Source organism: Streptosporangiales bacterium (genome assembly GCA_009379955.1).
Lineage (GTDB): Bacteria > Actinomycetota > Actinomycetes > Streptosporangiales > WHST01 > WHST01.
This window is the reverse complement of record WHST01000028.1, coordinates 1-21,193: the sequence shown is the minus strand read 5'-3', so window position 1 is coordinate 21,193 and position 21,193 is coordinate 1. Positions and strand designations below refer to the sequence as shown.

The 21,193-nt window shown below is 68.3% G+C and carries 20 protein-coding genes; 14 read left to right on the top strand and 6 right to left on the bottom strand.

Annotation, left to right across the window (positions count from 1 at the left end; genetic code table 11):
- The first annotated feature begins 39 nt into the window (after positions 1 to 39).
- From GEV10_11030 to GEV10_11015, 4 genes are all read left to right on the top strand, one after another.
- The gene (locus tag GEV10_11030; GenBank protein ID MQA78990.1) at positions 40 to 1,071 is read left to right on the top strand and encodes a LacI family DNA-binding transcriptional regulator; all 1,032 of its coding nucleotides are present in this window, start codon (positions 40 to 42) and stop codon (positions 1,069 to 1,071) included.
- A gap of 106 nt (positions 1,072 to 1,177) precedes the next feature.
- The gene (locus GEV10_11025; GenBank protein ID MQA78989.1) at positions 1,178 to 2,128 is read left to right on the top strand and encodes an ABC transporter permease subunit; all 951 of its coding nucleotides are present in this window, start codon (positions 1,178 to 1,180) and stop codon (positions 2,126 to 2,128) included.
- Positions 2,125 to 2,967, top strand: coding sequence for an ABC transporter permease subunit (locus GEV10_11020; GenBank protein ID MQA78988.1), 843 nt, complete (start codon positions 2,125 to 2,127; stop codon positions 2,965 to 2,967). The genes GEV10_11025 and GEV10_11020 overlap by 4 nt, the downstream gene beginning before the upstream one ends.
- Positions 2,968 to 3,155: 188 nt before the next feature.
- Positions 3,156 to 4,958, top strand: a complete 1,803-nt coding sequence (locus tag GEV10_11015; GenBank protein ID MQA78987.1) for a beta-galactosidase — start codon at positions 3,156 to 3,158, stop codon at positions 4,956 to 4,958.
- 8 nt (positions 4,959 to 4,966) lie between these two features.
- On the opposite strand, the gene GEV10_11010 is transcribed toward GEV10_11015, so the two are convergent.
- Positions 4,967 to 6,277 carry a hypothetical protein gene (locus tag GEV10_11010; GenBank protein MQA78986.1) on the bottom strand — a complete coding sequence of 437 codons (1,311 nt, stop codon included), beginning with the start codon at positions 6,275 to 6,277 and terminating at the stop codon, positions 4,967 to 4,969.
- Positions 6,278 to 6,365: 88 nt separating this feature from the next.
- Entirely contained in the window at positions 6,366 to 7,241 is an 876-nt protein-coding gene (locus GEV10_11005; protein ID MQA78985.1) for a virginiamycin B lyase, read from the bottom strand.
- A gap of 45 nt (positions 7,242 to 7,286) precedes the next feature.
- On the opposite strand from GEV10_11005, the gene GEV10_11000 reads away from it, so the two are divergent.
- On the top strand, positions 7,287 to 7,676 hold the full coding sequence (locus GEV10_11000; protein ID MQA78984.1) for an MmcQ/YjbR family DNA-binding protein: 390 nt from the start codon (positions 7,287 to 7,289) through the stop codon (positions 7,674 to 7,676).
- Between the two features lie 162 nt (positions 7,677 to 7,838).
- On the opposite strand, the gene GEV10_10995 is transcribed toward GEV10_11000, so the two are convergent.
- Positions 7,839 to 9,644 (bottom strand): GAF domain-containing protein, encoded by a 1,806-nt coding sequence (locus GEV10_10995; GenBank protein MQA78983.1) that lies wholly within the window; start codon positions 9,642 to 9,644, stop codon positions 7,839 to 7,841.
- Between the two features lie 180 nt (positions 9,645 to 9,824).
- On the opposite strand from GEV10_10995, the gene GEV10_10990 reads away from it, so the two are divergent.
- From GEV10_10990 to groL, 9 genes are all read left to right on the top strand, one after another.
- Positions 9,825 to 10,073: a hypothetical protein gene (locus GEV10_10990; GenBank protein ID MQA78982.1), complete on the top strand. Its 249-nt coding sequence runs from the start codon at positions 9,825 to 9,827 to the stop codon at positions 10,071 to 10,073.
- Between the two features lie 97 nt (positions 10,074 to 10,170).
- Positions 10,171 to 11,823 (top strand): methane monooxygenase, encoded by a 1,653-nt coding sequence (locus GEV10_10985; protein MQA78981.1) that lies wholly within the window; start codon positions 10,171 to 10,173, stop codon positions 11,821 to 11,823.
- Between the two features lie 32 nt (positions 11,824 to 11,855).
- On the top strand, positions 11,856 to 12,905 hold the full coding sequence (locus GEV10_10980; protein MQA78980.1) for a 2Fe-2S iron-sulfur cluster binding domain-containing protein: 1,050 nt from the start codon (positions 11,856 to 11,858) through the stop codon (positions 12,903 to 12,905).
- 18 nt (positions 12,906 to 12,923) lie between these two features.
- Entirely contained in the window at positions 12,924 to 14,093 is a 1,170-nt protein-coding gene (locus tag GEV10_10975; protein MQA78979.1) for a toluene hydroxylase, read from the top strand.
- Entirely contained in the window at positions 14,090 to 14,461 is a 372-nt protein-coding gene (locus GEV10_10970) for a monooxygenase (protein MQA78978.1), read from the top strand. The genes GEV10_10975 and GEV10_10970 overlap by 4 nt, the downstream gene beginning before the upstream one ends.
- A 9-nt stretch (positions 14,462 to 14,470) precedes the next feature.
- Positions 14,471 to 15,511, top strand: coding sequence for an amidohydrolase family protein (locus GEV10_10965; protein ID MQA78977.1), 1,041 nt, complete (start codon positions 14,471 to 14,473; stop codon positions 15,509 to 15,511).
- Complete coding sequence (locus GEV10_10960) at positions 15,508 to 16,200, top strand: DUF59 domain-containing protein (GenBank protein ID MQA78976.1); 693 nt, start codon at positions 15,508 to 15,510, stop codon at positions 16,198 to 16,200. The genes GEV10_10965 and GEV10_10960 overlap by 4 nt, the downstream gene beginning before the upstream one ends.
- Positions 16,197 to 17,222, top strand: coding sequence for an alcohol dehydrogenase catalytic domain-containing protein (locus GEV10_10955; protein MQA78975.1), 1,026 nt, complete (start codon positions 16,197 to 16,199; stop codon positions 17,220 to 17,222). The genes GEV10_10960 and GEV10_10955 overlap by 4 nt, the downstream gene beginning before the upstream one ends.
- Positions 17,223 to 17,248: 26 nt before the next feature.
- Positions 17,249 to 18,940, top strand: coding sequence for a chaperonin GroEL (gene groL / locus GEV10_10950; protein MQA78974.1), 1,692 nt, complete (start codon positions 17,249 to 17,251; stop codon positions 18,938 to 18,940).
- A gap of 35 nt (positions 18,941 to 18,975) precedes the next feature.
- Here groL and GEV10_10945 read toward each other — a convergent pair whose 3' ends face one another.
- From GEV10_10945 to GEV10_10935, 3 genes are all read right to left on the bottom strand, one after another.
- Complete coding sequence (locus GEV10_10945) at positions 18,976 to 19,458, bottom strand: DUF1772 domain-containing protein (GenBank protein ID MQA78973.1); 483 nt, start codon at positions 19,456 to 19,458, stop codon at positions 18,976 to 18,978.
- A gap of 327 nt (positions 19,459 to 19,785) precedes the next feature.
- Positions 19,786 to 20,484, bottom strand: coding sequence for a hypothetical protein (locus tag GEV10_10940; GenBank protein ID MQA78972.1), 699 nt, complete (start codon positions 20,482 to 20,484; stop codon positions 19,786 to 19,788).
- Positions 20,485 to 20,487: 3 nt separating this feature from the next.
- Positions 20,488 to 20,922, bottom strand: a complete 435-nt coding sequence (locus GEV10_10935) for a hypothetical protein (GenBank protein MQA78971.1) — start codon at positions 20,920 to 20,922, stop codon at positions 20,488 to 20,490.
- Positions 20,923 to 21,193: the final 271 nt, after the last annotated feature.

The following is a 21,193-nucleotide window of genomic DNA, read 5'->3' as shown; positions in this document are numbered from 1 at the left end:
GTCCCTGGACGTATCTCGAGGCCGTCGCAGGGAGTGGACATGGACGGAGGGTCGCCCAGGGTGGTGACACAGCGCGAGGTGGCCGACCGTGCCGGCGTGTCCGTCCGCACGGTGTCGAACGTCGTCAACGAGTTCGCCTACGTCGCCGACGAGACCCGGGCCCGGGTGCAGCAGGCACTCGACGACCTCGGCTACCGGCCCAACCTGGTGGCCCGCAGCCTGTCGCAGGGCCGGTCGGGGCTCCTCGCGCTCGTGCTGCCGTTCGACGTCCCGTACTTCACCGAGCTCGCCGCCCACGTCGTCGACCAGGCCGAGGCACGCGGGTACACCGTCCTGCTCGACCGCACCGAGGGCGTCGCCGAGCGCGAGCGCGAGCTGGTGCTCAGGCGCGACCGGACGGCGCTGTTCGACGGGCTGCTGTTCAGCCCGCTCGGGCTGACCGAGGACGACCTGCGGCGCCGGGTCGGCAACTGCCCCGTCGTACTGCTCGGCGAACGCCCGGCCGAGATGTTCGACCGCGTCGCCATCGACGACGAGGCGGCCGCGCGCCGCGCGACGGAGCACCTGCTCGACCTCGGCCGCCGCAGGATCGCTGTCATCGGCGAGGTGGTGCACCGCCGCCGCGACACCGCCGCCCATCGGTCCGCGGGATACCGGAAGGCACTCCGCGCGGCGGGCATCGCCGACGACCCCGGTCTCACCATGGTCGTGGAACGGTTCCAGCGCGAGGACGGCCTGCGCGCGATGGAGCGACTGCTCGACCTCGACGAGCCGCCCGACGCGGTCTTCTGCTTCAACGACCTGCTGGCGCTCGGCGCGATGCGCGCGGTGCTCGCGCGCGGTCTACGCGTACCCGACGACGTCGCGATCGCCGGCTTCGACGACATCGAGGACGGCCGGTACTCCACGCCGACGCTGACGACGGTGTCCCCGGACAAGGCGGAGATCGCGGTCCGCGCGGTCGAGCAGCTCGCCCGCCGGATGTCGGGCGACACGAGCCCGCCGGACACCGTCAGCGCACCGTGGCGGCTGGCCGTACGCGAGAGCACCGCGGGCAGGGGGCACGCGTGACGGTATTGCCCGAGGACCTCCTCCGCTCCGCTCCTCGCTCACTGGCGCGTATCACCGAATCTCCTGCTCACGTGCTCGCTGCGATGCTCACTTCGGAGGTCCTCTCATGACGGTCTCCGCCGCCGGCGCCACGGCGTCGACGGCACTGCCGCGCGGGCGCGGCAACGGCCGCACCTCGCTCTGGGTATGGCTCTTCCTGGCCCCGACCGTCGTGCTCTACGGCGTCTTCACGCTCTACCCGATCGTCGGCAGCTACGTGTACTCGCTGACCGACTGGAACGGCTTCGACGCCGAGAGGTCGTTCATCGGGTTCCTGAACTACCAGGAGGTGCTGGCCGACCCGCAGTTCTGGAACTCGTTCACCGTAACCGTGACGTTCATCGCGGGCGCGGTGCCGTTGCAGGTGATCCTCACCCTGCTCGTCGCGATCGTGCTGAACTCACCACGCATGCCGCTGCGCCGGCTGTTCCGCACCGCGCTGTTCCTGCCGGTGGTCACGACGACCGCGATCGTCGGCGTCGTCATGCAGTTCGTCTTCGACCCGGCGAGCGGCCCGGTCAACCTCGCGCTGCGGGAGATCGGCCTCGCGCCGGACGGCATCGACTTCCTCGGCCAGTCGTCGACGTCGCTCGGCACGGCGATCGCGGTGTACGTCTGGAAGTGGTTCGGCATCACGCTCGTCTACTGGCTCGCCGCGTTGCAGACGGTCCCCGACGATGTCTACGAGGCCGCGCGGATCGACGGCGCCGGTGCGCTGCGCATCCTTCGGCACATCACGGTGCCGCTGCTCAAGCCGTTCCTCGTCATCATCACGCTGCTGTCGGTCGAGGCGTCGCTGCAGGTGTTCGACCTCGTCCTCACGATGACCAACGGCGGGCCGTTCTTCTCGACCGAGGTGATCGAGGTCTACATCTACCGCTGGGCGTTCGCCTCGACGATCCCGCGGCTCGGCTACGCCTCCGCGGCCGCGGTCCTGTTCGGCCTGTTCGTCTGCCTGGTCGGCGCGCTGCAGCTGCTCGCCGTCCGCGCCACGCGCCGGGGAGGTGGGCGCGGATGACGTCCGGACGGCTGCTGCGTCGGTTGCCGTGGTGGATCGCGGCGCTCCTGCTCGCGGTGGGCTGCCTGCTGTGGGTCTACCCATTCCTGTGGATGATCTCGGCGTCGCTCAAGACGTCCGCCGAGGTGTTCACGCAGGGGCTCGACCTGCTGCCGTCGTCGCCGGCGTGGGACAACTACGCGCGCGCCTGGGGCGAGGCGAACTTCGGCAGGTACCTGCTCAACACGGTGATCGTCACCGTGCTGACGGTGGTCATCGTCGTCGTCCGCTGCGCGATGGCCGGCTACGTCATCGCGCGGTTCCACTTCCTCGGCCGCAAGGTCGTCATCGGCGTGCTCGTCGCCACGCTGTTCGTGCCGACCGGCTACACGATCATCCCCGTCGTCGACATCTCGCAACGTCTCGGCCTGCTGAACTCCCTGGCCGGCATGGTCGTCGCGATCTCGGGTGCGGCGAACGTCGCCGCGATCCTGCTCTACGCCGGCTACTTCCGCGGCATCCCCCGCGAGCTGTCCGAGGCGGCACTCGTCGACGGCGCCGGCTTCGGCACCGTGTTCTTCCGCATCATGCTGCCGCTCGCCAAGCCGGTGACCGCGACGGTCACGGTGCTCACCTTCCTCAGCACGTGGAACGCCTTCTTCCTGCCGCTGGCGTTCACGTTCTCGCGTCCGGACCTGCGTACGGTGAGCGTCGGGATGCTGGCCTTCGTCGGCGAGAACACCACCGACTGGTCCGGGATGGCCGCGGCTGCGACCATCTCCATGCTGCCCGTCGTGGTGCTGTTCGTGGCGCTGCAGCGCTACTTCGTCGACGGCATCGCAGGAGCCGTGAAGTCCTGACGCGACACGCACCGCCCACCCGCCCGCGACACGCACCCGTGCCCACTGGACCGCCCACCCACCCGTGCCAACTGGACCGCCCACCCACCCGTGCCGACTGGACCGCCCACCCACCCGTGCCGACTGGACCGCCCACCCACCCGTGCCAACTTGACCGCCCACCCACCCGAGACCGAGGGACCACCACAGTGACCGAACCGACGTCCGTGCCCCGTCCCGAGTACCCGCGCCCGCAGTTCGTCCGCGACGAGTGGCTATGCCTCAACGGGACGTGGGCGTTCGAGATCGACCGGGGCGACTCCGGTCTCGAGCGCGGGCTGCTCGACCGCGACCTCGCCGGCGAGATCGTCGTGCCGTTCTGCCCCGAGTCGGAGCTGTCCGGCATCGGCGACCCGGACTTCCACACCGCCGTCTGGTACCGCCGCTCGGTGACGGTGCCCGACGGGTGGGCGGGACGCCGCGTGCTGCTGCACTTCCAGGCCGTCGACCACGACACCACGGTGTGGGTCGACGGCGCCGAAGCCGTTCGTCACCGCGGTGGGTTCACGCCGTTCTCCTGTGACCTGACCGACCGCGCCGAGCCCGGACGGCCGTACACCGTCGTCGTCCGTGCACGCGACTCGCGGTACGGCCCGCAGGCGCGGGGCAAGCAGTCGACGGCGTACCGCGGTGCGCGCGCCACGTACGGGCGCACGACAGGCATCTGGCAGACGGTGTGGTGCGAGCCGGTGCCCGAGACGCGACTCGGACGACCGCGTATCACGCCGAACCTCGCGGCGTCGGCGTTCCGGGTCACCGTGCCGGTGTCCGCGAACCGCGCCGGCCGGCGCGTCCGCGTCACGCTGTCCGACGCCGCGGGCACGGTGGTGACGGCCGAGTCGCGCGCCGACCTCGACCTCGCCCCCGAGGTGTGGCTGGCACTCCCCGCCGACCGCGTCCGCACCTGGTCGCCTGACGACCCGCACCTGTACGACGTGCGCGTCGATCTGCTCGACGCCGGCGGCACCGTCGTCGACTCGGCCGCGAGCTACGCCGGGCTGCGCGGCGTCGCGATCGACGGGCACGCCATCACGTTGAACGGCAGGAGGGTGTTCCAACGGCTCGTCCTCGACCAGGGCTACTACCCCGAAGGCCTGATGACCGCGCCGAGCGACGACGCGCTCCGGCGCGACATCGAGCTGGCGCTCGCGGCCGGGTTCAACGGCGCGCGACTGCACCAGAAGGTCTTCGAGGAGCGCTTCCTCTACCACGCCGACCGGATGGGCTATCTGGTGTGGGGCGAGTTCGGCGACTGGGGCGCGGACGTCCAGGGACCGCCCGGCGACAACCAGCAGCCGACGGCGTCGTACGTCACGCAGTGGCTGGAGGCGCTGGAGCGCGACCACTCCCACCCGAGCATCGTCGGCTGGTGCCCGCTCAACGAGACCCGGCAGACGCTGCACGACCGGCTCACCGTGCTCGACGACGTGACGCGCGGGATGTACCTCGCGACCAAGGCCGCCGACCCGTCGCGGCCGGTGCTCGACACGTCCGGCCACTCCCACCGCGTGCTCGACGCCGACGTCTACGACTCGCACGACTACGAGCAGGACCCGGTCGTCTTCGGCGAGCAGATGAAGGGCCTCGCCGACCGCAACCCGTACGTCAACGAGAGCCCGGACGGCGTGCCGTGGTCGGTGCCGTACCGCGGGCAGCCGTACTTCTGCAGCGAGTTCGGCGGCATCTGGTGGAACCCCGACCCCGACCGGCGTGACGACTCCTGGGGCTACGGGGAACGTCCGGCGAGCGAGGAGGAGGTCCACCGGCGCTTCGCCGGGCTCGTCGACGTGCTGCTCGACGACCCGTTCATGTTCGGCTACTGCTACACCCAGCTCACCGACGTCTTCCAGGAGGAGAACGGCGTCTACCGCTTCGACCGCTCGGGGAAGCTCGACGTGGCGCGGATCCGCGCCGTGCAGCAGCGCCCGGCCGCGATCGAGCAGCCGGCCTAGGGTTCCGGTCAACGGTGATCGTGGGGATGTCGCAGATAGCTGCGGCCGGTGGGGCTGGTCCAGGTGCTGGTGCCGTCATCGTTAGAGCGTAATCGCCATGTGATGTCGTCGTCGTCTTTCCACCGATGGTGCCGGCGACATAGCGGGTGGAGGTTCTTCGCTGCTGTGGCGCCGCCGTGTTCCCAGCGGATCGTGTGGTCCAGGTCGCAGGTCTTGGCGCGTCTGCGGCAGCCGGGGAATACGCACCGGACGTCGCGGGCCCTCACGTACCGGTCCAGCGCCGCGCCCGGCTTCCGAGTGGGGACCGCGGCGGGGACGGGTTCGATGGTGTCGGTCAGGAGGCTGGTCCAGTCGCCGGGGCGGTAGGTCTTCTCCCCGCACGCCCGCAGCCACCCGGTCGTCGAGTCGATGACCAGGCGCCGCCACGTCGACCCGGCGCGGGTTGCGATGTCTCGGGCGAGTGGTGCGGGGATCGGGCCGTGGCCGTGCAGCTCCCCGGGCTCGTTCCCGCCCCGCAGGGTGTCCGCGGAGATCGTGACCTCGACCCGCGCGGCCGGTGGTTGCCGGTCGCCGGGGACGGTGCCGAGGAGCAGGTCGGCGACGGTGTCCGCGCGCCGCTGATCCAGCGTCCGGTCGTCGTCCGGCACGGTCTTCCGCGCGAGGTCGTCGACGCGGGTCCACGCCGCGGCAGCGACATCGCCGGCCATCACCGCGGTCAAGGAGGACACCCCGTCGGCCAGTGGCTTCACCCAGGCGGCACGGTCCTTGACCCGCCACGCGACCCGGTCGGCGGCACCGTCGGGATCGACCGCGGCCACCGCGCGGCGCAATGCCGCACGGAACTCACTCAGCGTCTGCTCCGGCGCCTTGGGCAGCACCCGCTCCTCGACCGTCAACGCGAGGTCGGGGGTGAGGGCCTGGGTCTCGTCGACCAAGGCCCGCAGGTGCCAGTATGTGACCTGCCCACCCGCCAACAGGGCAAGCGTCGCGGTGAACATCCCGGACGACGCGTCGGCCACGGTGAGCCGGGAATGCACCGTGCCTTCCGACAACCGCAGCAGCGGCGCGAGCTCACCGCGGGTGTCGTGGTCACCACCCGGGTCGTCGCCGTAGTCGAACGCGCCAAGCACCTGCTGCTGCCGCGCCGCGAGTGCGGCCTCGCACCGCTGGTACAGCTCGACCATCGCCAACCGCGAGTCGTGGGTCACCGCGGCGACGTCGATCGTGTCCAGGACTCGTTGCATCTGTGGGCCGGGCGCCAGGGCCTCGGCGGCGACCACGTGCAGGTCACCCACCGTCAACCGCCGGCATTCGATCATACGTTCGATACTACCAGGAATACCCGGCCATTAACCCGACCACTTCCGGCCAAATTAGTGTGTAACGCACCAATACCGAGCCGGCGGACTAGCCCATCGCGAGGCGGGCTGCCTTCCCCACTTCCAGCGCCACCCACACCGCGCCGTCGGGGCCGAGCGTCAGCCCGTGCGGCTCGGACGCCGGGGTGGGCAGGTCGTACTCGCGCAGCTCGCCGACAGCGTCGAGGTGGCCGATCCTGTTGCCGCCCCATTCGGTGAACCAGGCGCCGCCGGACGGGTCGGCGACGACCGCGTGCGGCCGCGATTCCTGGTCGGGCAGCGGGAACTCACGCACCGATCCGTCGAGCGCCATCCTCCCGACGACTCCGCCGAGGATGCCGACGTACCAGAGTGCGTCGGTGCCGCTCGCGATGCCCACCGGCGCGGTGCCCTCGGTCGGCAGCGGATGCATCGTGCACTCGCCGCCCACGGTGATGCGCCCGATCGCGTTGCCCTGGTTGAGGGTGAACCACAGGGCGCCGTCGGGTCCGGTGGTGATCATCGACGGCAGGCCGCCGCTCGTGGGCAGCGGGAACTCGGTGACCTCGCCGTCCGGCGTGAGGCGGCCGACGGCGTCGGCCGACATCTCGGTGAACCACAGGGCGCCGTCCGGCCCGGCGGTGATCCCGTACGGCCCCGCGTCGGCGGTCGGCAGGGCATAGCTCGTGGCCTCGCCGGCGGGGGTGATCCGCCCGATCCGGTGGTCGTGCAGCCGGGTGAACCACAGGGCACCGTCGGGTCCGGCGACGATGACCGCGGGCCCACAGGTCGGCGAGTCGAGCGGATGCTCCGTGACACTGCCGTCGACCCCGAGCCGCACGACCTGCCCGGCGTGGACCAGCGTGACCCAGAGCGCGCCGTCGGGCCCGGCGACGACGCCGTACGGTCCCGAGCCCGGTTCTCCCACGGTGAACTCGGTGATCATCCGCGCACTCTAGTCGCCGTCGGTGGCGGGCTCTACAGTCGTGGCGTGGCGACCTGGGACGACGTGAGCGCGCTGGCACTGGCGCTGCCCGAGACCGTGGAGACGACCTCGTACGGCAACACCGCGTGGGTGGTCAGGGGCAAGGGGTTCGTCTGGGAGCGCCCGCTCAGCAAGAAGGACCGCAAGGACCTCGGCGACGCCGCACCCGACGGACCGATCCTCGGCGCCTCCGTGCCCGACCTCGGCGCCAAGGAGGCGCTGCTCACCGACGATCCCGAGGTCTTCTTCACCACGCCACACTTCGAGGGCTACGCCGCGATCCTCGTCCGCCTCGACCGCATCGACGTCCCCGACCTCGAGGAGCTCGTCGTCGAGGCCTGGCTGTGCCGCGCCCCGAAGCGCCTGGCGAAACAGTACCTCGACGAGCGGCCCTGACCCTCGGTCCGCGGGGGGCGTCCCGGACCCGCTCACGTTCGTGAGGTGAAGCACCGCTGCACATCGCGATTCGGGGGGTCCCATCGGCTGCAGCATGTGTGAACCCCCGACTCACGGTGTTAACACCACGACTGGACGGCGGGTGACGAGAGTGTTCGTGGGTCAGTGGCCGGACAGGACTATGTCGTACTCGTGGATCTTGCGGTACAGGGTCGCTCTGGAGATGCCGAGCAGGGTAGCGGCGCGCATCTTGTTGCCTTCGGCGTCGTCGAGGCTCTGGACGACGGCGTCGCGTTCTGCGGACTCCAGACGGTTGAGTGGGCGTCTGTTCAGTGCCCTGAACTCGGGCGGCAGGTCTGCGGGGCGGATCGTGCCTGCGCGCCGGCGGCGCGCGACGTTCTTGAGCATGTCGTAGAGCTGCGCCACGTTGCCGGGCCAGCTGGCACGCATCAGCAGGTGTATGGCGGCAGGTGAGTACGTCAGCCGGTCCCCGTGGCCGAGCTTGCTGAGCAGGAGCGGGACGAGCTCGCGGAGGTCCTCGGCGCGCTGTCTCAGCGGCGGGAGGTGGACGGTACGGGGGAAGAGGGCGAGCAGGCGGACCAGGCGGGTGTCGGTCGTGGAGTCCGGGGAGAGCGTCATGGCGATCCATGGCGCTCCCGCGTGGCGACCGGTGTCGACCTGTTCGAGGATCGTGGTCAGGGTGGCCAGCCTGTCGTCGGACAGCTGGTCCGCGTTCCGGATCACGAGGGCGTCCACCGGATCCTCGACGAGGTCTCGCCGCACACGCGCGAGCCAATCGTCGTCGGACGTGGCGTCCACCGCGTGCAGACGCCCTGTCGGCCGGTGCCGTTGTTGCGCGCAACGGGCCAACGTGTACCGGCCGGTGCCAGGCTCGCCGGCGAGTATCAGCCACTCGCCCCGACCACATGCCGCGTCCACGTCACGACAGCAACGCAGCCACAACGGCGTCGACCCGATCACGCCAGGGAGGAACGTCGGCAGGGAGCCGCCCATCATGTCGCCGCCCAGGGCGTCCGCGTCGATCAGGTCCACGTGCACCACGCCGCCGAGGGTCCGGCCACGTCGCTCGCCGTGCACACGACGACAGTGCAGGCGCGCCTTGCCGCCCGTGGGAAGAGACACGCTGATCGTGGTGCTGCTCCCGCCGGACAACGCCTGATCCGCGTGGGCGAGCACGACCGCCTGGTCGGCGGCGTCGAGCAGCTTGCGGGCACGGTCGTTCATCATCACCACGTCGTCCCTGAACGCGATGACGGCTCCGGTGCTTCGCTGGCAGGCACGCAGATATGCCTGGAACAGGAGGAGCTCCTGGCTGTGCGTATAGGAGAGCAGTGCCTGTCTGATCTGCTCGGCTGTCGACTTGGCGAGCAGCACGAGCAGCTGACCGGCGTCCCTGCGCCAGCAGGTGAGGTCGACCGCGCCGACGGTCTTGCCGGTGATCGGGTGCCGGATCGGTGCCCCCGCGCAGGCGAGGTTCTCCAGGTTCTCCGCATAGTGCTCGTGCCCGAACACGTGCGACGGCCGACCCTCCTCGAGGGCGGTGCCGATACCGTTGGTGCCGACGAAACGTTCCCCGTAGCTGAACCCGGGTGCCAGCTCCACCGTCTCCAGGTGCCGGTTGAGGTCAGGGTCTCCCGTCTGTCGGCTCAGCACCAGACCGGTGGGATCGGTGAGGATCAGGCTGATCGCCTGACCGTCGAGCTGCTCGCTGAGTCTGGCCAGCACCGGTTCACCCGCACGCATCAGCGGGGTCTCCGGATCGTGGTCCGGCACGTACGGCAGCTCGATCCGGTCGGCCGGTACGTGGAATTCCCGTGACCGTAGCCACGAGGCCAGGATCGTGTCACGCACGGTGTCCGGTTCGATGCTCTCCGAGGTGAGGAACCGGACGCGTGTGCGAGCGAGGCCGATGTCCTCGTCGGGGCGGACGAGCGAGGTGTCGTCCATCGAGCCTCCCCATGCTCACTGAGGACAGCACGGGATGTGAACACCGGTGTCCTGCGCATGAGCGTATACCTGCGACGGGGCAGCTCGGTGTCTCATATTGAGACACTCGGAGACCGGCAGCGGACGTTTGATCGGTGCGTAAGATGAGAACGCCTGCCTGCCAGCCGGGGAGGACCTCCCATGGTGTCCGAAGACTCGTCCGAGGAGACGTACAACCCCTGGACCGTCGTGAACGCCGTGTTCCACCATCTCGTGAAGCACGGGCGCCATCCGACCCTCGGCGACTCGGGTGATCCCGGCGAACCGGCCGCCGCACTGCTGCGTGCACTTGGTATCCAGCCGACCATCGAGGCCGACGCGCAGGCCGCGCGTGCCAGACGTGACCGCGAACTCTCCGACCTGCGCGCCAGCGTGCTCGACGAGCCGTGAACGCGTCCTACCTGTCTCATATTGAGACCGAAACACCGCCGGTTCCGGGATCTAATCACCGCAACGGGTCGCCGGAACCGGCCGGTTAGGAGTCATCATGAGCCGCCAAAGCGTGGCGAGAGCGCATCAGAAGATCCAGGAGCTGTCCTGGGAGCCGGCTTACCACGAGCCGGTGTCGCACTACGGGACGGACTACACGTTCCGGAAGGCGAAGAAGAAGGACCCACTCAAGCAGGTACTGCGGTCGTACTTCCCCATGCAGGAGGAGAAGGACCACCGGGTGTACGGCGCCGAGGACGGCGCGATACGCGGCAACATGTTCCGGCAGGTGCAGGAACGATGGCTGGAATGGCAGAAGCTGTTCCTGAGCATCATCCCGCTGCCGGAGATCTCGGCCGCACGTGCGATGCCGCTGCTGTTCCGCACGGTGCCGAATCCGGAGCTGCACAACGGCCAGGCGATCCAGATGATCGACGAGGTCCGTCACTCGACGATTCAGCAGAACCTGAAGCGTCTGTACATGAACAACTACATCGATCCCGCCGGCTTCAACAGCAGCCTGCGCAACTTCCAGAACGACTACTGCGGCACCATCGGTCGCCAGTTCGCGGAGGGGTTCATCACCGGCGACGCGATCACCGCGGCCAGCATCTACCTGACGATCGTCGCGGAGACCGCGTTCACCAACACGCTGTTCGTCGCCATGCCGGCGGAGGCCGCGGCCAACGGTGACTACCTGCTGCCGACGGTGTTCCACTCGGTACAGTCCGACGAGTCCCGGCACATCAGCAATGGCTACGCCACGCTGCTGATGGCATTGTCCGACGAGAGCAACCACCAACTGCTCGAGCGAGACCTGCGCTACGCGTGGTGGAACAACCACCGCGTCGTCGACGCGGCCATCGGCACCTTCATCGAGTACGGCACCAAGGACCGCCGCAAGGATCGGGAGAGCTACGCGGAGATGTGGCGGCGGTGGATCTACGACGACTACTACCGCAGCTACCTCGTCCCTCTGGAGAAGTACGGCCTCGTCATCCCGCACGACCTCATCGAGGAGTCGTGGAACCAGATCTGGCACAAGGGCTACGTGCACGAGGTCGCGCAGTTCTTCGCCACCGGGTGGTTGGCCAACTACTGGCGCATCGACCCGATGACGGACGAGGACTTCGAGTGGTTCGAGTCGAAGTACCCGGGTTGGTATGACCGGTACGGCAAGTGGTGGGAGAACTACAACCGCCTGTCGTACCCCAACGGGCACAACCCGATCGCGCTCGAGAACGTCGACTACGTCTACCCGCACAGGTGCTGGACCTGCATGGTGCCGTGCCTGGTCAGGGAGGACATGGTCGTCGACAAGGTCAACGGTCAGTGGCGGACCTACTGCCACGAGGCATGCCGGTGGACCGACGCCGAGGCGTTCCGTCCGGTCTACCAGGGCCGGCAGACACCGAACATGGGCCAGCTGATCGGCTCCCGTGAGTGGGAGACGCTCTACCACGGCTGGAACTGGGCGGACGTCGTTTCAGACATGGGGTTCGTCCGCGACGACGGCAAGACACTGGTCGCCCAGCCGCACCTCGACCTGGACCCGAAGAAGATGTGGACGCTGGACCACCTGCGCCGCTGCCCGCCGCTGCAGAGCCCCAACGTCCTCCTCAACCAGATGACCGACGCGGAGCGGGCCGCGTTCGTCACCGACTACAACCGTCAGGGTCCGGCCGGACGCCCCGCCAGGCCGAAGTCCTGACCTCGACTGTCGATCCCGACCGGAGCGTGACCATGGGCGAGAAGCACAAGGTGACATTCGAACCGGTCGGGATCGACATCGAGGTCGACGAGGACCAGACCATCCTGCGCGCCGCCGCGGAGCAGGGCATCATGCTCATGCACGGCTGTAAGGAGGGCCAGTGCGGGTCGTGCAAGTCGTTCGTCCTCGACGGTGACGACTTCGACCTCGACAAGTACTCGACGTTCGCGCTGCCCGAGTTCGAGAAGGACGAGGGCTACACCCTGCTCTGCAGGACGCACGCGTACGAGGACCTGACCATCGAGCTGCTCAACTACGACGAGGAGATGATCAAGTCCGGCCTACCGATACAGCAGGCCGAGGTGGAGGTCGAGGCCTTGGACCACGTGACCCACGACATGCGCAACCTGGTGGTCCGTCTCGTCGAGCCGTCGATACTGAAGTTCTTCCCCGGCCAGTACGTGGACTTCACCGTGCCCGGTCACGACGCCACCCGGTCCTTCTCCATGGCGAACACGTCCAGTGCGGACACCGGTCTCCTCGAGTTCGTCATCAGGATCTACCCGGACGGCCTGTTCTCCAGGTTTCTCGACACCGAGGTCGCGGTCGGTGACCACTTGGAGATCACGGGCCCGTTCGGTGTGTTCACGTTACGGGATGCGCCTGACGCCGGGTTGGTCTTCGTCGGCGGCGGCGCCGGGATGGCACCGATCCTCTCGCTGCTGCGCTCGATGGCGGAACGCGGCATCGACCGACCGGCGACGTTCTACTACGGCGCCCGCCGCCGGCGAGACCTGTGCTTCGAGGAGGAGCTCACCGCTCTGACGGAGAGACTCGCCGACTTCCGGTACGTCCCCGCTCTCTCGGAGCCGGACGACGAGGACGACTGGCACGGCGAGGTCGGGTTGATCACCGATGTGGTCGAGCGCATGCAGGGCGACCTGACCTCCGTGGACGCGTACGTGTGCGGGCCCCCGCCCATGGTCGAGGCCGCTCTGGCTCTGCTGCCCACGCTCGGTGTGGCGGAGAGACGGATCTTCTACGACAAGTTCACCACCACCGGTGATGCCGACGAGAGCTAGCACCGAAGGAAGAAGCAGATGACAACGACACAACAGCGAAGTGTGCCGAAGCCTGTCTTCACCGACGCCGAGGCGGGCGCGAAGGACTTCCCGGACTCGGAGGCCCGCCGGTTCAACTACTTCACGCCGCAGAAGCGCAAGCAGAGCCACTACGAGGACGTGACCGTCGAGGTGCAGCCGGACCCGAGGCACTACCTCGCCCAGGGCTGGCTGTACGGGTTCGCCGACGGCAAGGGCGGCTACCCGCTGGAGTGGACGGAGCTCAGGGCCTGGGGAACGGACAGGCCGGTACCGGTACGGTCACCCGGCTCGGGCGGCCAGGGATACGAATGGCCTGCCCTGGGCTGGCACGAGTTCCGCGATCCCAACGAGGAGTGGGAGCTGACGCTGTACCGCTACAACTCCAACGTGGTGCGCCAGCTCAACCAGAACGTCGACGCGGCGCGGCAGGCCAAGGCGTTCGAGCAGTGGAATCCGAACTGGGTGCAGTTCGTCTCGCACCACGTGGGCGCCTGGATGCATGTCGACCACGGCCTCGGGCTCTATTTGTTCGCCAATGCCAACCGCCGGGCGCCGACCAACATGCACAACAACGCGATATCGGTGAACAGCATGCACCGGATCCGCGCCGCCCAGGACCTGGCGTTGTACAACCTGACGCTCAGCGAGGAGATCTCGGCGTTCGACGGCGCGGCACACGTCGAGACCTGGAACGGTGACCCCGCCTGGCAGGGCGTGCGTGAGACGGCCGAGCAGCTGACCGGGATCTGGGACTGGTGCGAGGCCGTATTCGCCGGGAACATCGTCTTCGAGCCGCTCGTCGGCGAGCTGTTCCGCAGCAACATGGTCCAGCAGGCGGCGCCGGCGAACGGGGACTTCGTCACGCCGACGCTGGTCGGCGCGGAGGAGTACGACTACGCCGAACGCGACCTCCGCTACACCAAGGCGATGTTCCGGCTGCTGTGCGACGACAAGGAGTTCGCCGACCACAACCGGAAGATCATGCAGCGTTGGCTGACGGGGTGGGTGCCGCGATGCATCGCCGCGGCGAGGACGCTGCAACCACTGTGGTCGCAGCCGGACGCCAAGCCGCCGCGTTTCGAGGACGGCCTCGACCGTGCCAAGAGCCGTTTCGTCGGCATCTTGTCCGACCTGGATCTGCAGACACCGAAGGAGCTGGCCCAGTGACGACCTACACAACGGCGAAGAGCCCGTTCGAGCGCAACAACACGGCGTCCAACATGTGCGGCTTCACGCTGATGAACAACCAGGTCGGCGCGATCGTCGCCGAGGTGATGGGACACAGGGACAACGTCACGATCACTCCGCTGCCCTCGATGATCCGGGTCGACGCGAAGGGTCGGATGGACGTCGTCTACGACGAGATCGACGAAGCGGCCGGTGAGGAGGACGGTTGGTTCAACGCGGCCGAGTTCGAGGAGAGCATGTCCACCCACTACGGGCGCATGATCCACCAGGACGACCGCACCATCATGTTCGCGAACCCCGAGGACGCCGCCGAGTTCCTCGACTTCGACCTCGTCGCTCGCTCCTAGGAGGCAGACGTGTACGAGAAGAACGGTGAGAAGTACTTCATCGTCGACACTCACATTCACTACTGGGACGCCAGTCCGGAGAACTGGGTCGAGGGTCGCGAGGAGTACGCCAAGGGTTGGATCGAGTGCTTCCACGGGTACATGGGCCTCGGCCCGCCGGAGACGCACTGGAAGATGGACAAGTTCCGGAAGTATTCCGAAGACGATCTGATGCGGGACATCTTCGAAGACGGCCATGAGGACATCGCGATCTTTCAGCCGACCGACCTGAGGTACTGGTACAAGGACGGCTTCAACACCGTCGAGCGCAACGCGATACTCAAGAAGAAGTATCCGGACAAGTTCATCCTCAACAGTCGCTTCGACCCGCGTGAGGGAGACGCTGGTCTGCGCAAGCTCGAGCAGGACGTCGCCCAGTACGGCTGCAAGGGTGTGAAGCTCTACACCGCCGAGTGGATCGGCGACTCCCGCGGCTGGTCGATGAAGGATCCCGCAGCAGAACGGTTCTTCGAGAAGTGCGGAGAGCTCGGCGTCACGAACATCCACGTGCACAAGGGTCCGACGATCTGGCCGTTGGACAAGGACGCCTTCGACATGGCCGACGTCGACTACGCGGCGACCAAGTACACCGGCTTGAACTTCATCATCGAGCACGTCGGACTGCCGCGGATCGAGGACTTCTGCTACCTGGCGACGCAGGAGCCGAACGTGTACGCGGGCCTGTCGGTGGCGACGGGCGCCGAGATGTTCGGCCGCCCTCGCTTCTTCGCGAAGGTGATGGGTGAGCTGCTGTACTGGGTCGGCGAGGACAAGATGACCTTCGGCAGTGACTACGCCATCTGGGAGCCGAAGTGGCAGGTGGAGATGTTCGTCGACTGGGACTATCCGGACGAGACGTTCTCCGACTACCCGCGGCTCGGCACCGCGGGGAAGAAGAAGATCCTCGGCCTGAACGCGGCGAAGCTCTACGGCATCGACGTGCCGAAGGAGTGTCAGGTCGACGCTGAGCCGGCCGCCCGCGATGACGCGGCGCTCGTGGAGCAGGCGTGAGTCGGTTCGCCACCATCACGGCGGCGCTGGACACGGTGCTCGACCCCGAGCTGGGTCAGCCGGTCACGAGCCTCGGCTTCGTCCGGTCGAGCACCGTTGCCGACGGCACGGCGACGGTTCGGCTGCGGCTGCCGACGTACTTCTGTGCGCCGAACTTCGCGTTCCTCATGGTCGCCGACGCGTATGAGGCGGTGCGTGACGTCGAGGGCGTCCACGCCGTCGACGTGCAGTTGGAGGACCATTTCGCCGCTGACGTGATCAACCAAGGAGTCGCCGCGCGTGCGGGCTTCGTCAGCACGTTCGACGGCGAGGCCGTCGCCGAGCTGGACGGATTGCGGGCCACCTTCCTGCGCAAGACGGTGCTGGCCGGCACCGACCGGGTGTGCCGGGCCGTGCTCGCGTCCGGCATCGACCCGGGACGACTGGTGGACGTGACTCTCGGCGACGTGCCCGCGAGCCAGGACCTGGAGCGGCTGCGTGAGCGGAGGCGTGAGCTGGGCCTGCCACACGGTGACGACACCCCGCTCGCGATCGATCCGGAGACGGGTGCCGCCGTCGACGCCGAGGCGATGCGCGACTATCTGGCCCGGGCGAGGCTGACCGCGGTGGGCCAGGACGCGAACACCGGAATCTGCGTCGGCATGCTCCGTCATCGGTATCCCTCGTCGAATCTGGAGGAGGCGTCGTGAAGGCTGTCCGGTTGCATGCGTATCACCGGCAACCCGTCGTCGAAGAGGTGCCTGAGCCCGAGGCCAGGGACCCGTTCGACGTCGTGGTGAAGGTCGGCGGGGCCGGGGTCTGCCGCACCGACCTGCACATCATCGAGGAGCAGTGGGCGGACAAGTCCGGGGTGAGCCTGCCGTACACGATCGGGCACGAGAACGCCGGCTGGGTGCACGAGACGGGCAGCGCGGTCACCAACGTCGCCGTCGGCGACACGGTGATCCTGCATCCGACGCCGACGTGCGGGCTGTGCCACGCCTGCCGTGCCGGCGACGACATGCACTGCGTCGCCAGCTCGTTCCCCGGCATCGACACCGACGGCGGCATGGCCGAGTACCTGTTGACGTCGGCCCGTGCCTGCATCATGTTGAACCCGAGCACGAAACCGGCCGACGTCGCCGCTCTGGCAGACGCGGGGATCACCGCCTACCACGCCGTGCGCAAGGCAGCGCCGTCGCTGTTCCCCGGCACGATATGCGTGGTCAACGGTGTCGGCGGCCTCGGCCACGTCGGCCTGCAGGTGCTGTCGGCGTTGACAGCGACGACGATCGTCGCCGTCGACCGCAACCCCGACGCGCTCGAGCTGGCCGCCACGCTCGGAGCCGACCACACGGTGCTCGCCGACGGCAAGCAGGTGGACGCGGTGCTCGACCTGACCGGAGGCAACGGCGCCGAGGTGGTCCTCGACTTCGTCGCCGAGCAAGGTGCGCAGCAGGACGCGTTCGCGATGACACGGCGTGGCGGCTCGCACTACGTCATCGGTTACGGCAGCAACATCGACATCCCGACCATCGACATCATCTCCACCGAACGCAACGTAATCGGCAACCTGGTCGGCACGTACAACGACCTGGCCGAGTTGATGGTCCTGGCCCAGGCGGGCAAGGTCACCCTGCACACCAGGACGTACCCGTTGGACGCCGCGCTGGACGCGTTGGCCGATCTGGACGCCGGCCGGGTCCGTGGCCGCGCGATCCTCATTCCCTGAACCCGCCGAGCGCGAGGAGCACAGTCATGGCGAAGGATCTGCGGTTCGGCCCGGAGGCACGCAACCTCCTGCTCGTGGGTGTCGACAAGCTCGCGGACACGGTGAAGTCGACGCTGGGCCCGAAGGGCCGCAACGTCATCATCGAGAAGATCACCGGTTCGCCCGTCGTCACCAACGACGGCGTGACGATCGCGAAGGAGATCCACCTGCCCGACCAGTTCGAGAACATGGGTGCGCAACTGGTCAAGGAAGCGGCGATCAAGACCAACGACGTGGTGGGCGACGGCACGACCACGGCGACGGTCGTCGCGCAGGCGATCATCAGGGAAGGGATGCAGAAGATCAGCCAGGGCGGCAACCCGGTGCTGATCAAGCGTGGCATCGACATCGCCGTGGCCCGGCTGGTCGAGCATCTGGAGAAGGTCGCCCATCCGGTCACCGACGAACGCGACCTGATGCGCGTCGCCGCCATTTCCGCCAACGACGACGACGCGGTCGGCTCGGTGGTGGGCAAGGCGCTGCACACGGTCGGGGAAGGCGGTGTGGTGACGGTCGAAGAGTCCCAGCGAATCGGCATGTCCGTCGACTTCGTCGAGGGCTTCGAGTTCGACAACGGGTACCTGTCGCCGTACCTGGTGACGGACCCCGGCCGGTTGGAAGCCGTGGTCGACGATCCGTACATCCTGCTGTGCAGCGAGAAGGTGTCACAGGTCCAGCAGCTGATGCCAGTGCTCGACAAGATCATGCGCGCGCCGAGGCCGTTGGTGCTGATAGCCGAGACGGTGGAAGGCACCGCGCTGAGCATGCTCGTGCACAACCACGCCAACGGCACGTTCCAGGCCGTGGCGGTTCGCGCACCCGGGTTCGGTGACCGGCGGCTGCACAAGCTCGAGGACATCGCCGCGGTCGTCGGCGGCTCGGTACTGTCCCGCCAGTCCGGGTTCAGCATGGAGACGATGACCCTGGAGCATCTCGGTCGGGCCCGCCAGGTGCGCGTCACCGAGAACACCACCACCATCATCGACGGTGCGGGGAAGGCCACCGACGTCGAGTTCCGCGTCACGCAGCTGCGTGCTGAGCTCGAACGTGCCCAGTTCGGCGTGGACGAGGACGTCCTCACCGAACGGATCGGCGCGTTGACAGGCAGAGTCGCAGTGATCCGGGTCGGCGCCGCCACCCCGGCCGAGCTGAACGAGCTGCAACACCGGGTGGAGGATGCGCTCTCGGCGACGAGAGCGGCGATGGCCGAGGGAGTCGTCGCCGGCGGCGGTGCGTCGCTGCTGCACGCCGAGCCGGTGCTCGCCGAGCTCGCCGTCGAGGGAGACTTCGCGAGCGGCGTCGACATCGTCGGCAAGGCGCTGAGCGAACCCGCCTACCTGATCGCGGCGAACGCCGGGCACCCAGCGGCCGACATCGTCGAACAGTCCCGGGGACTCGGCGACGACGAGGGCTTCGACGCACTGTACGGACGTTTCGGCAACCTGGTCGAGGTCGGCATCATCGACCCGCTGCGGGTGACCAGGTCGGCCCTGCAGAACGGGGCATCCGTGGCCGGGCTGCTGCTCACCACCAACGTGTTGATCGCGGAGGAACAGACCCCTTGGGGAGGCAGCCGAGCCCTGATGACCGAGTTCGGCCCACTGGACGAGGGCCTGCACCAACCGTCCCCGGACGCCAGTACACCCCAGTCCCTGGGGATGGGCCCCTCGGTCGCCTGACGAGTTCGCGGCCTGCCCGCGTGCGCCAGCGGCTGTCAGTCGACCAGGGCGACGGTGAGCGCGGCGAACGCGGCGAGGCACACCAGGGCACGTACGACGTTCAACCGCGACCACGGCCGCTCGAAGGCCGTGCGCACGGCGCCGTGGTCGGCGATGTGCTCCGGGTCGCCGGCGCGGTCGAGGGCGTTGTTGAGCGGGACGTTCAGCGCCATCGTGATGACGAACACGGCGAGGTTCAGCGCGAACCCCGCCGCCACCCACGGCAGCGCGCCGCGCTGGCCGGCGCCGAGGTGCAGCAACGCCGCGACCAGCGAGAGGATCGGCGCGCCGGCGAAGGCGAGGGCGAACCAGCCGTTGAGGATCGCGCGGTTCACGTGCTGCGTCGCCTCGACGAACGTCCGGTCTCCGGTCCGCCCGATGCCGGGCATGACCGCGATCGCGAAGGTGTAGTAGAGCCCGGCGTGCAGGCCCGTCGCCAGCACCGCCAGGACCAGCACCACCAGACGTAGGACGTCCACCGTTGTTCTCCCACCAGAGTCGTACCGCCGAACCCTGAGTCAACCAGCACCGGTCGGGAGCTGCCATAGCTGAGGCGCCGTGATCCATGTCCGGCCGTCCGAGAGGAGACAGACTCGCTGGGGTGGACCTAGCGGGAGCATTATCGAGACTTGCCCCGCGTCTGCGGCCGCTCGCAGCAAAGCGGCGGGAATCGTGCGCGGAGGCACTTTGATCGGCTCGGTCAGGACTGTTCGGGCGGTGACGCCCGGAAGATCCGCGAATCGAGCGTCAGCATCACGACTGAGCAGAACACGTCCCACACCTTCGGCTGTCGCCCCTCGGCTGATTCACAGCGCGGCGAGCAGTTCGTTGACGAGAGCGGAGAAGGCTGGGGCGACGGTTTGGTCGTCCTGGGAGGCGGCGGCAGCAAGCTGGGCGAGTCGTCCCTGCGGCGTCAGCCGGAATGCGTCGAGGGCGTCCTTCTCCTTGAGCCGGTCGGGCTGCCGGTCCGCTTGTTCCAGCCGCTCTCCGATCTTGATGGCCTTCGCCGTCAGCAATGCCGCTGGCCCAGCCACCCGCATGTCGCACGTCCTGGCGTCACCAGGCTCGAGTGCGGCGATGGTGACGATCTCGTTGTCGAGCAACGCAGGTTCGAGGCCGCGAGCGATCCGGGCGGTGAGCTTCTCGTGAGGGGCGATCCGCGCTGCACGTGCTGAGGCATTGGTCGTGCCTGCCTGGTGGGGCACCACCATCAGATCGACGGCCACGTCGCTCACCGACACCCAGTGCCCGGGATTCGGGCCGGGAGTGAAGCCGGCAGCCCGCAGCACCCCGCCGATCTCCGGTACGTTGGCAAACTCGCGGGTGTTGACGGCCAGGTCCGCGTCCGTGGTCATGAGCGGCACGTTCAGGTCGGCCGATTCGGTGTGGTGGTAGACAGCCTGAGCACCGACGAGCACGAGGTTGTCGACGTGACCGTCGAGGGCGACGAGCGCGTCGAGCAGCACCCTGCGCGCGGCGACATACTCAGGAGCAAGGTCGTCCATGGGTCATCCCTTCCACGCTTCGTCGGCGGCCGCGAGTGCGTCCATGAGCTGCTCGGCCTCCGCGTCGGACCGGCCGGGCAGGGTGAGCAGGTCCGCGATCACGAGCGGAAGCGGCGCCGTCACGAGATCGCCTTCGTCAGGCGGAGTGAGTATGTCGGGGTCCTGCGGTCGTGCGATGACGACGTTTGCGGTCGCCGGCTCTGCGTCGATCAGCCCAAGCTCGCCGGCCAACTCCGCTGGACGCGCGGCGTAGATTGCCAACAGCCGCAGTGGAACGACGGACGTCGACGACTCCGGCAGCAGCCGTCGCGCGGCGGCCGATCCCGTGATGGCGACGTTCATCTGATCATCCAGACGAACGAGAGTCCGCTCCAGACCCCGTGGTGCGATGGAGTAGCCGACCGATGGGTTGGCCTTCGCGAAGGAGTAGTCGACCACCCAACGCCCCAGCAGTGCTCGCCGGCGAACGGCGACAACGCTGCCGTTCTCGTCGCGGTCGACGACCCCCTCCGAGGCCAAAGTGACAAGGAGCTTGGAGACCGACCCAGGCGAGACGCCCGCGAGACCAGCTAGGGATGCGCTGATCAATGAGCCATTCCCGGGATGACCCGGCCTTCGGACGCTCGCGGTGGTTCCCGAACGGCTGCCGGGTTCTCTGCCGAGCCCCCTTGACCCCGGCTCGGGGGTCTGCGGGGCGGTTTCGGGCAGG

What these genes read in the sequence shown, in the direction of transcription:
- GEV10_11025 (MQA78989.1), top strand. Translation starts at nt 1,178, where the DNA reads ATGACGGTCTCCGCCGCCGGCGCCACGGCGTCGACGGCACTGCCGCGC.
- GEV10_10975 (MQA78979.1), top strand. Translation starts at nt 12,924, where the DNA reads ATGACAACGACACAACAGCGAAGTGTGCCGAAGCCTGTCTTCACCGAC.
- GEV10_11020 (MQA78988.1), top strand. Translation starts at nt 2,125, where the DNA reads ATGACGTCCGGACGGCTGCTGCGTCGGTTGCCGTGGTGGATCGCGGCG.
- GEV10_10990 (MQA78982.1), top strand. Translation starts at nt 9,825, where the DNA reads ATGGTGTCCGAAGACTCGTCCGAGGAGACGTACAACCCCTGGACCGTC.
- GEV10_10940 (MQA78972.1), bottom strand. Translation starts at nt 20,484, where the DNA reads ATGGACGACCTTGCTCCTGAGTATGTCGCCGCGCGCAGGGTGCTGCTC.
- groL (MQA78974.1), top strand. Translation starts at nt 17,249, where the DNA reads ATGGCGAAGGATCTGCGGTTCGGCCCGGAGGCACGCAACCTCCTGCTC.
- GEV10_11005 (MQA78985.1), bottom strand. Translation starts at nt 7,241, where the DNA reads ATGATCACCGAGTTCACCGTGGGAGAACCGGGCTCGGGACCGTACGGC.
- GEV10_11010 (MQA78986.1), bottom strand. Translation starts at nt 6,277, where the DNA reads ATGATCGAATGCCGGCGGTTGACGGTGGGTGACCTGCACGTGGTCGCC.
- GEV10_11030 (MQA78990.1), top strand. Translation starts at nt 40, where the DNA reads ATGGACGGAGGGTCGCCCAGGGTGGTGACACAGCGCGAGGTGGCCGAC.
- GEV10_10985 (MQA78981.1), top strand. Translation starts at nt 10,171, where the DNA reads ATGAGCCGCCAAAGCGTGGCGAGAGCGCATCAGAAGATCCAGGAGCTG.
- GEV10_10995 (MQA78983.1), bottom strand. Translation starts at nt 9,644, where the DNA reads ATGGACGACACCTCGCTCGTCCGCCCCGACGAGGACATCGGCCTCGCT.
- GEV10_10980 (MQA78980.1), top strand. Translation starts at nt 11,856, where the DNA reads ATGGGCGAGAAGCACAAGGTGACATTCGAACCGGTCGGGATCGACATC.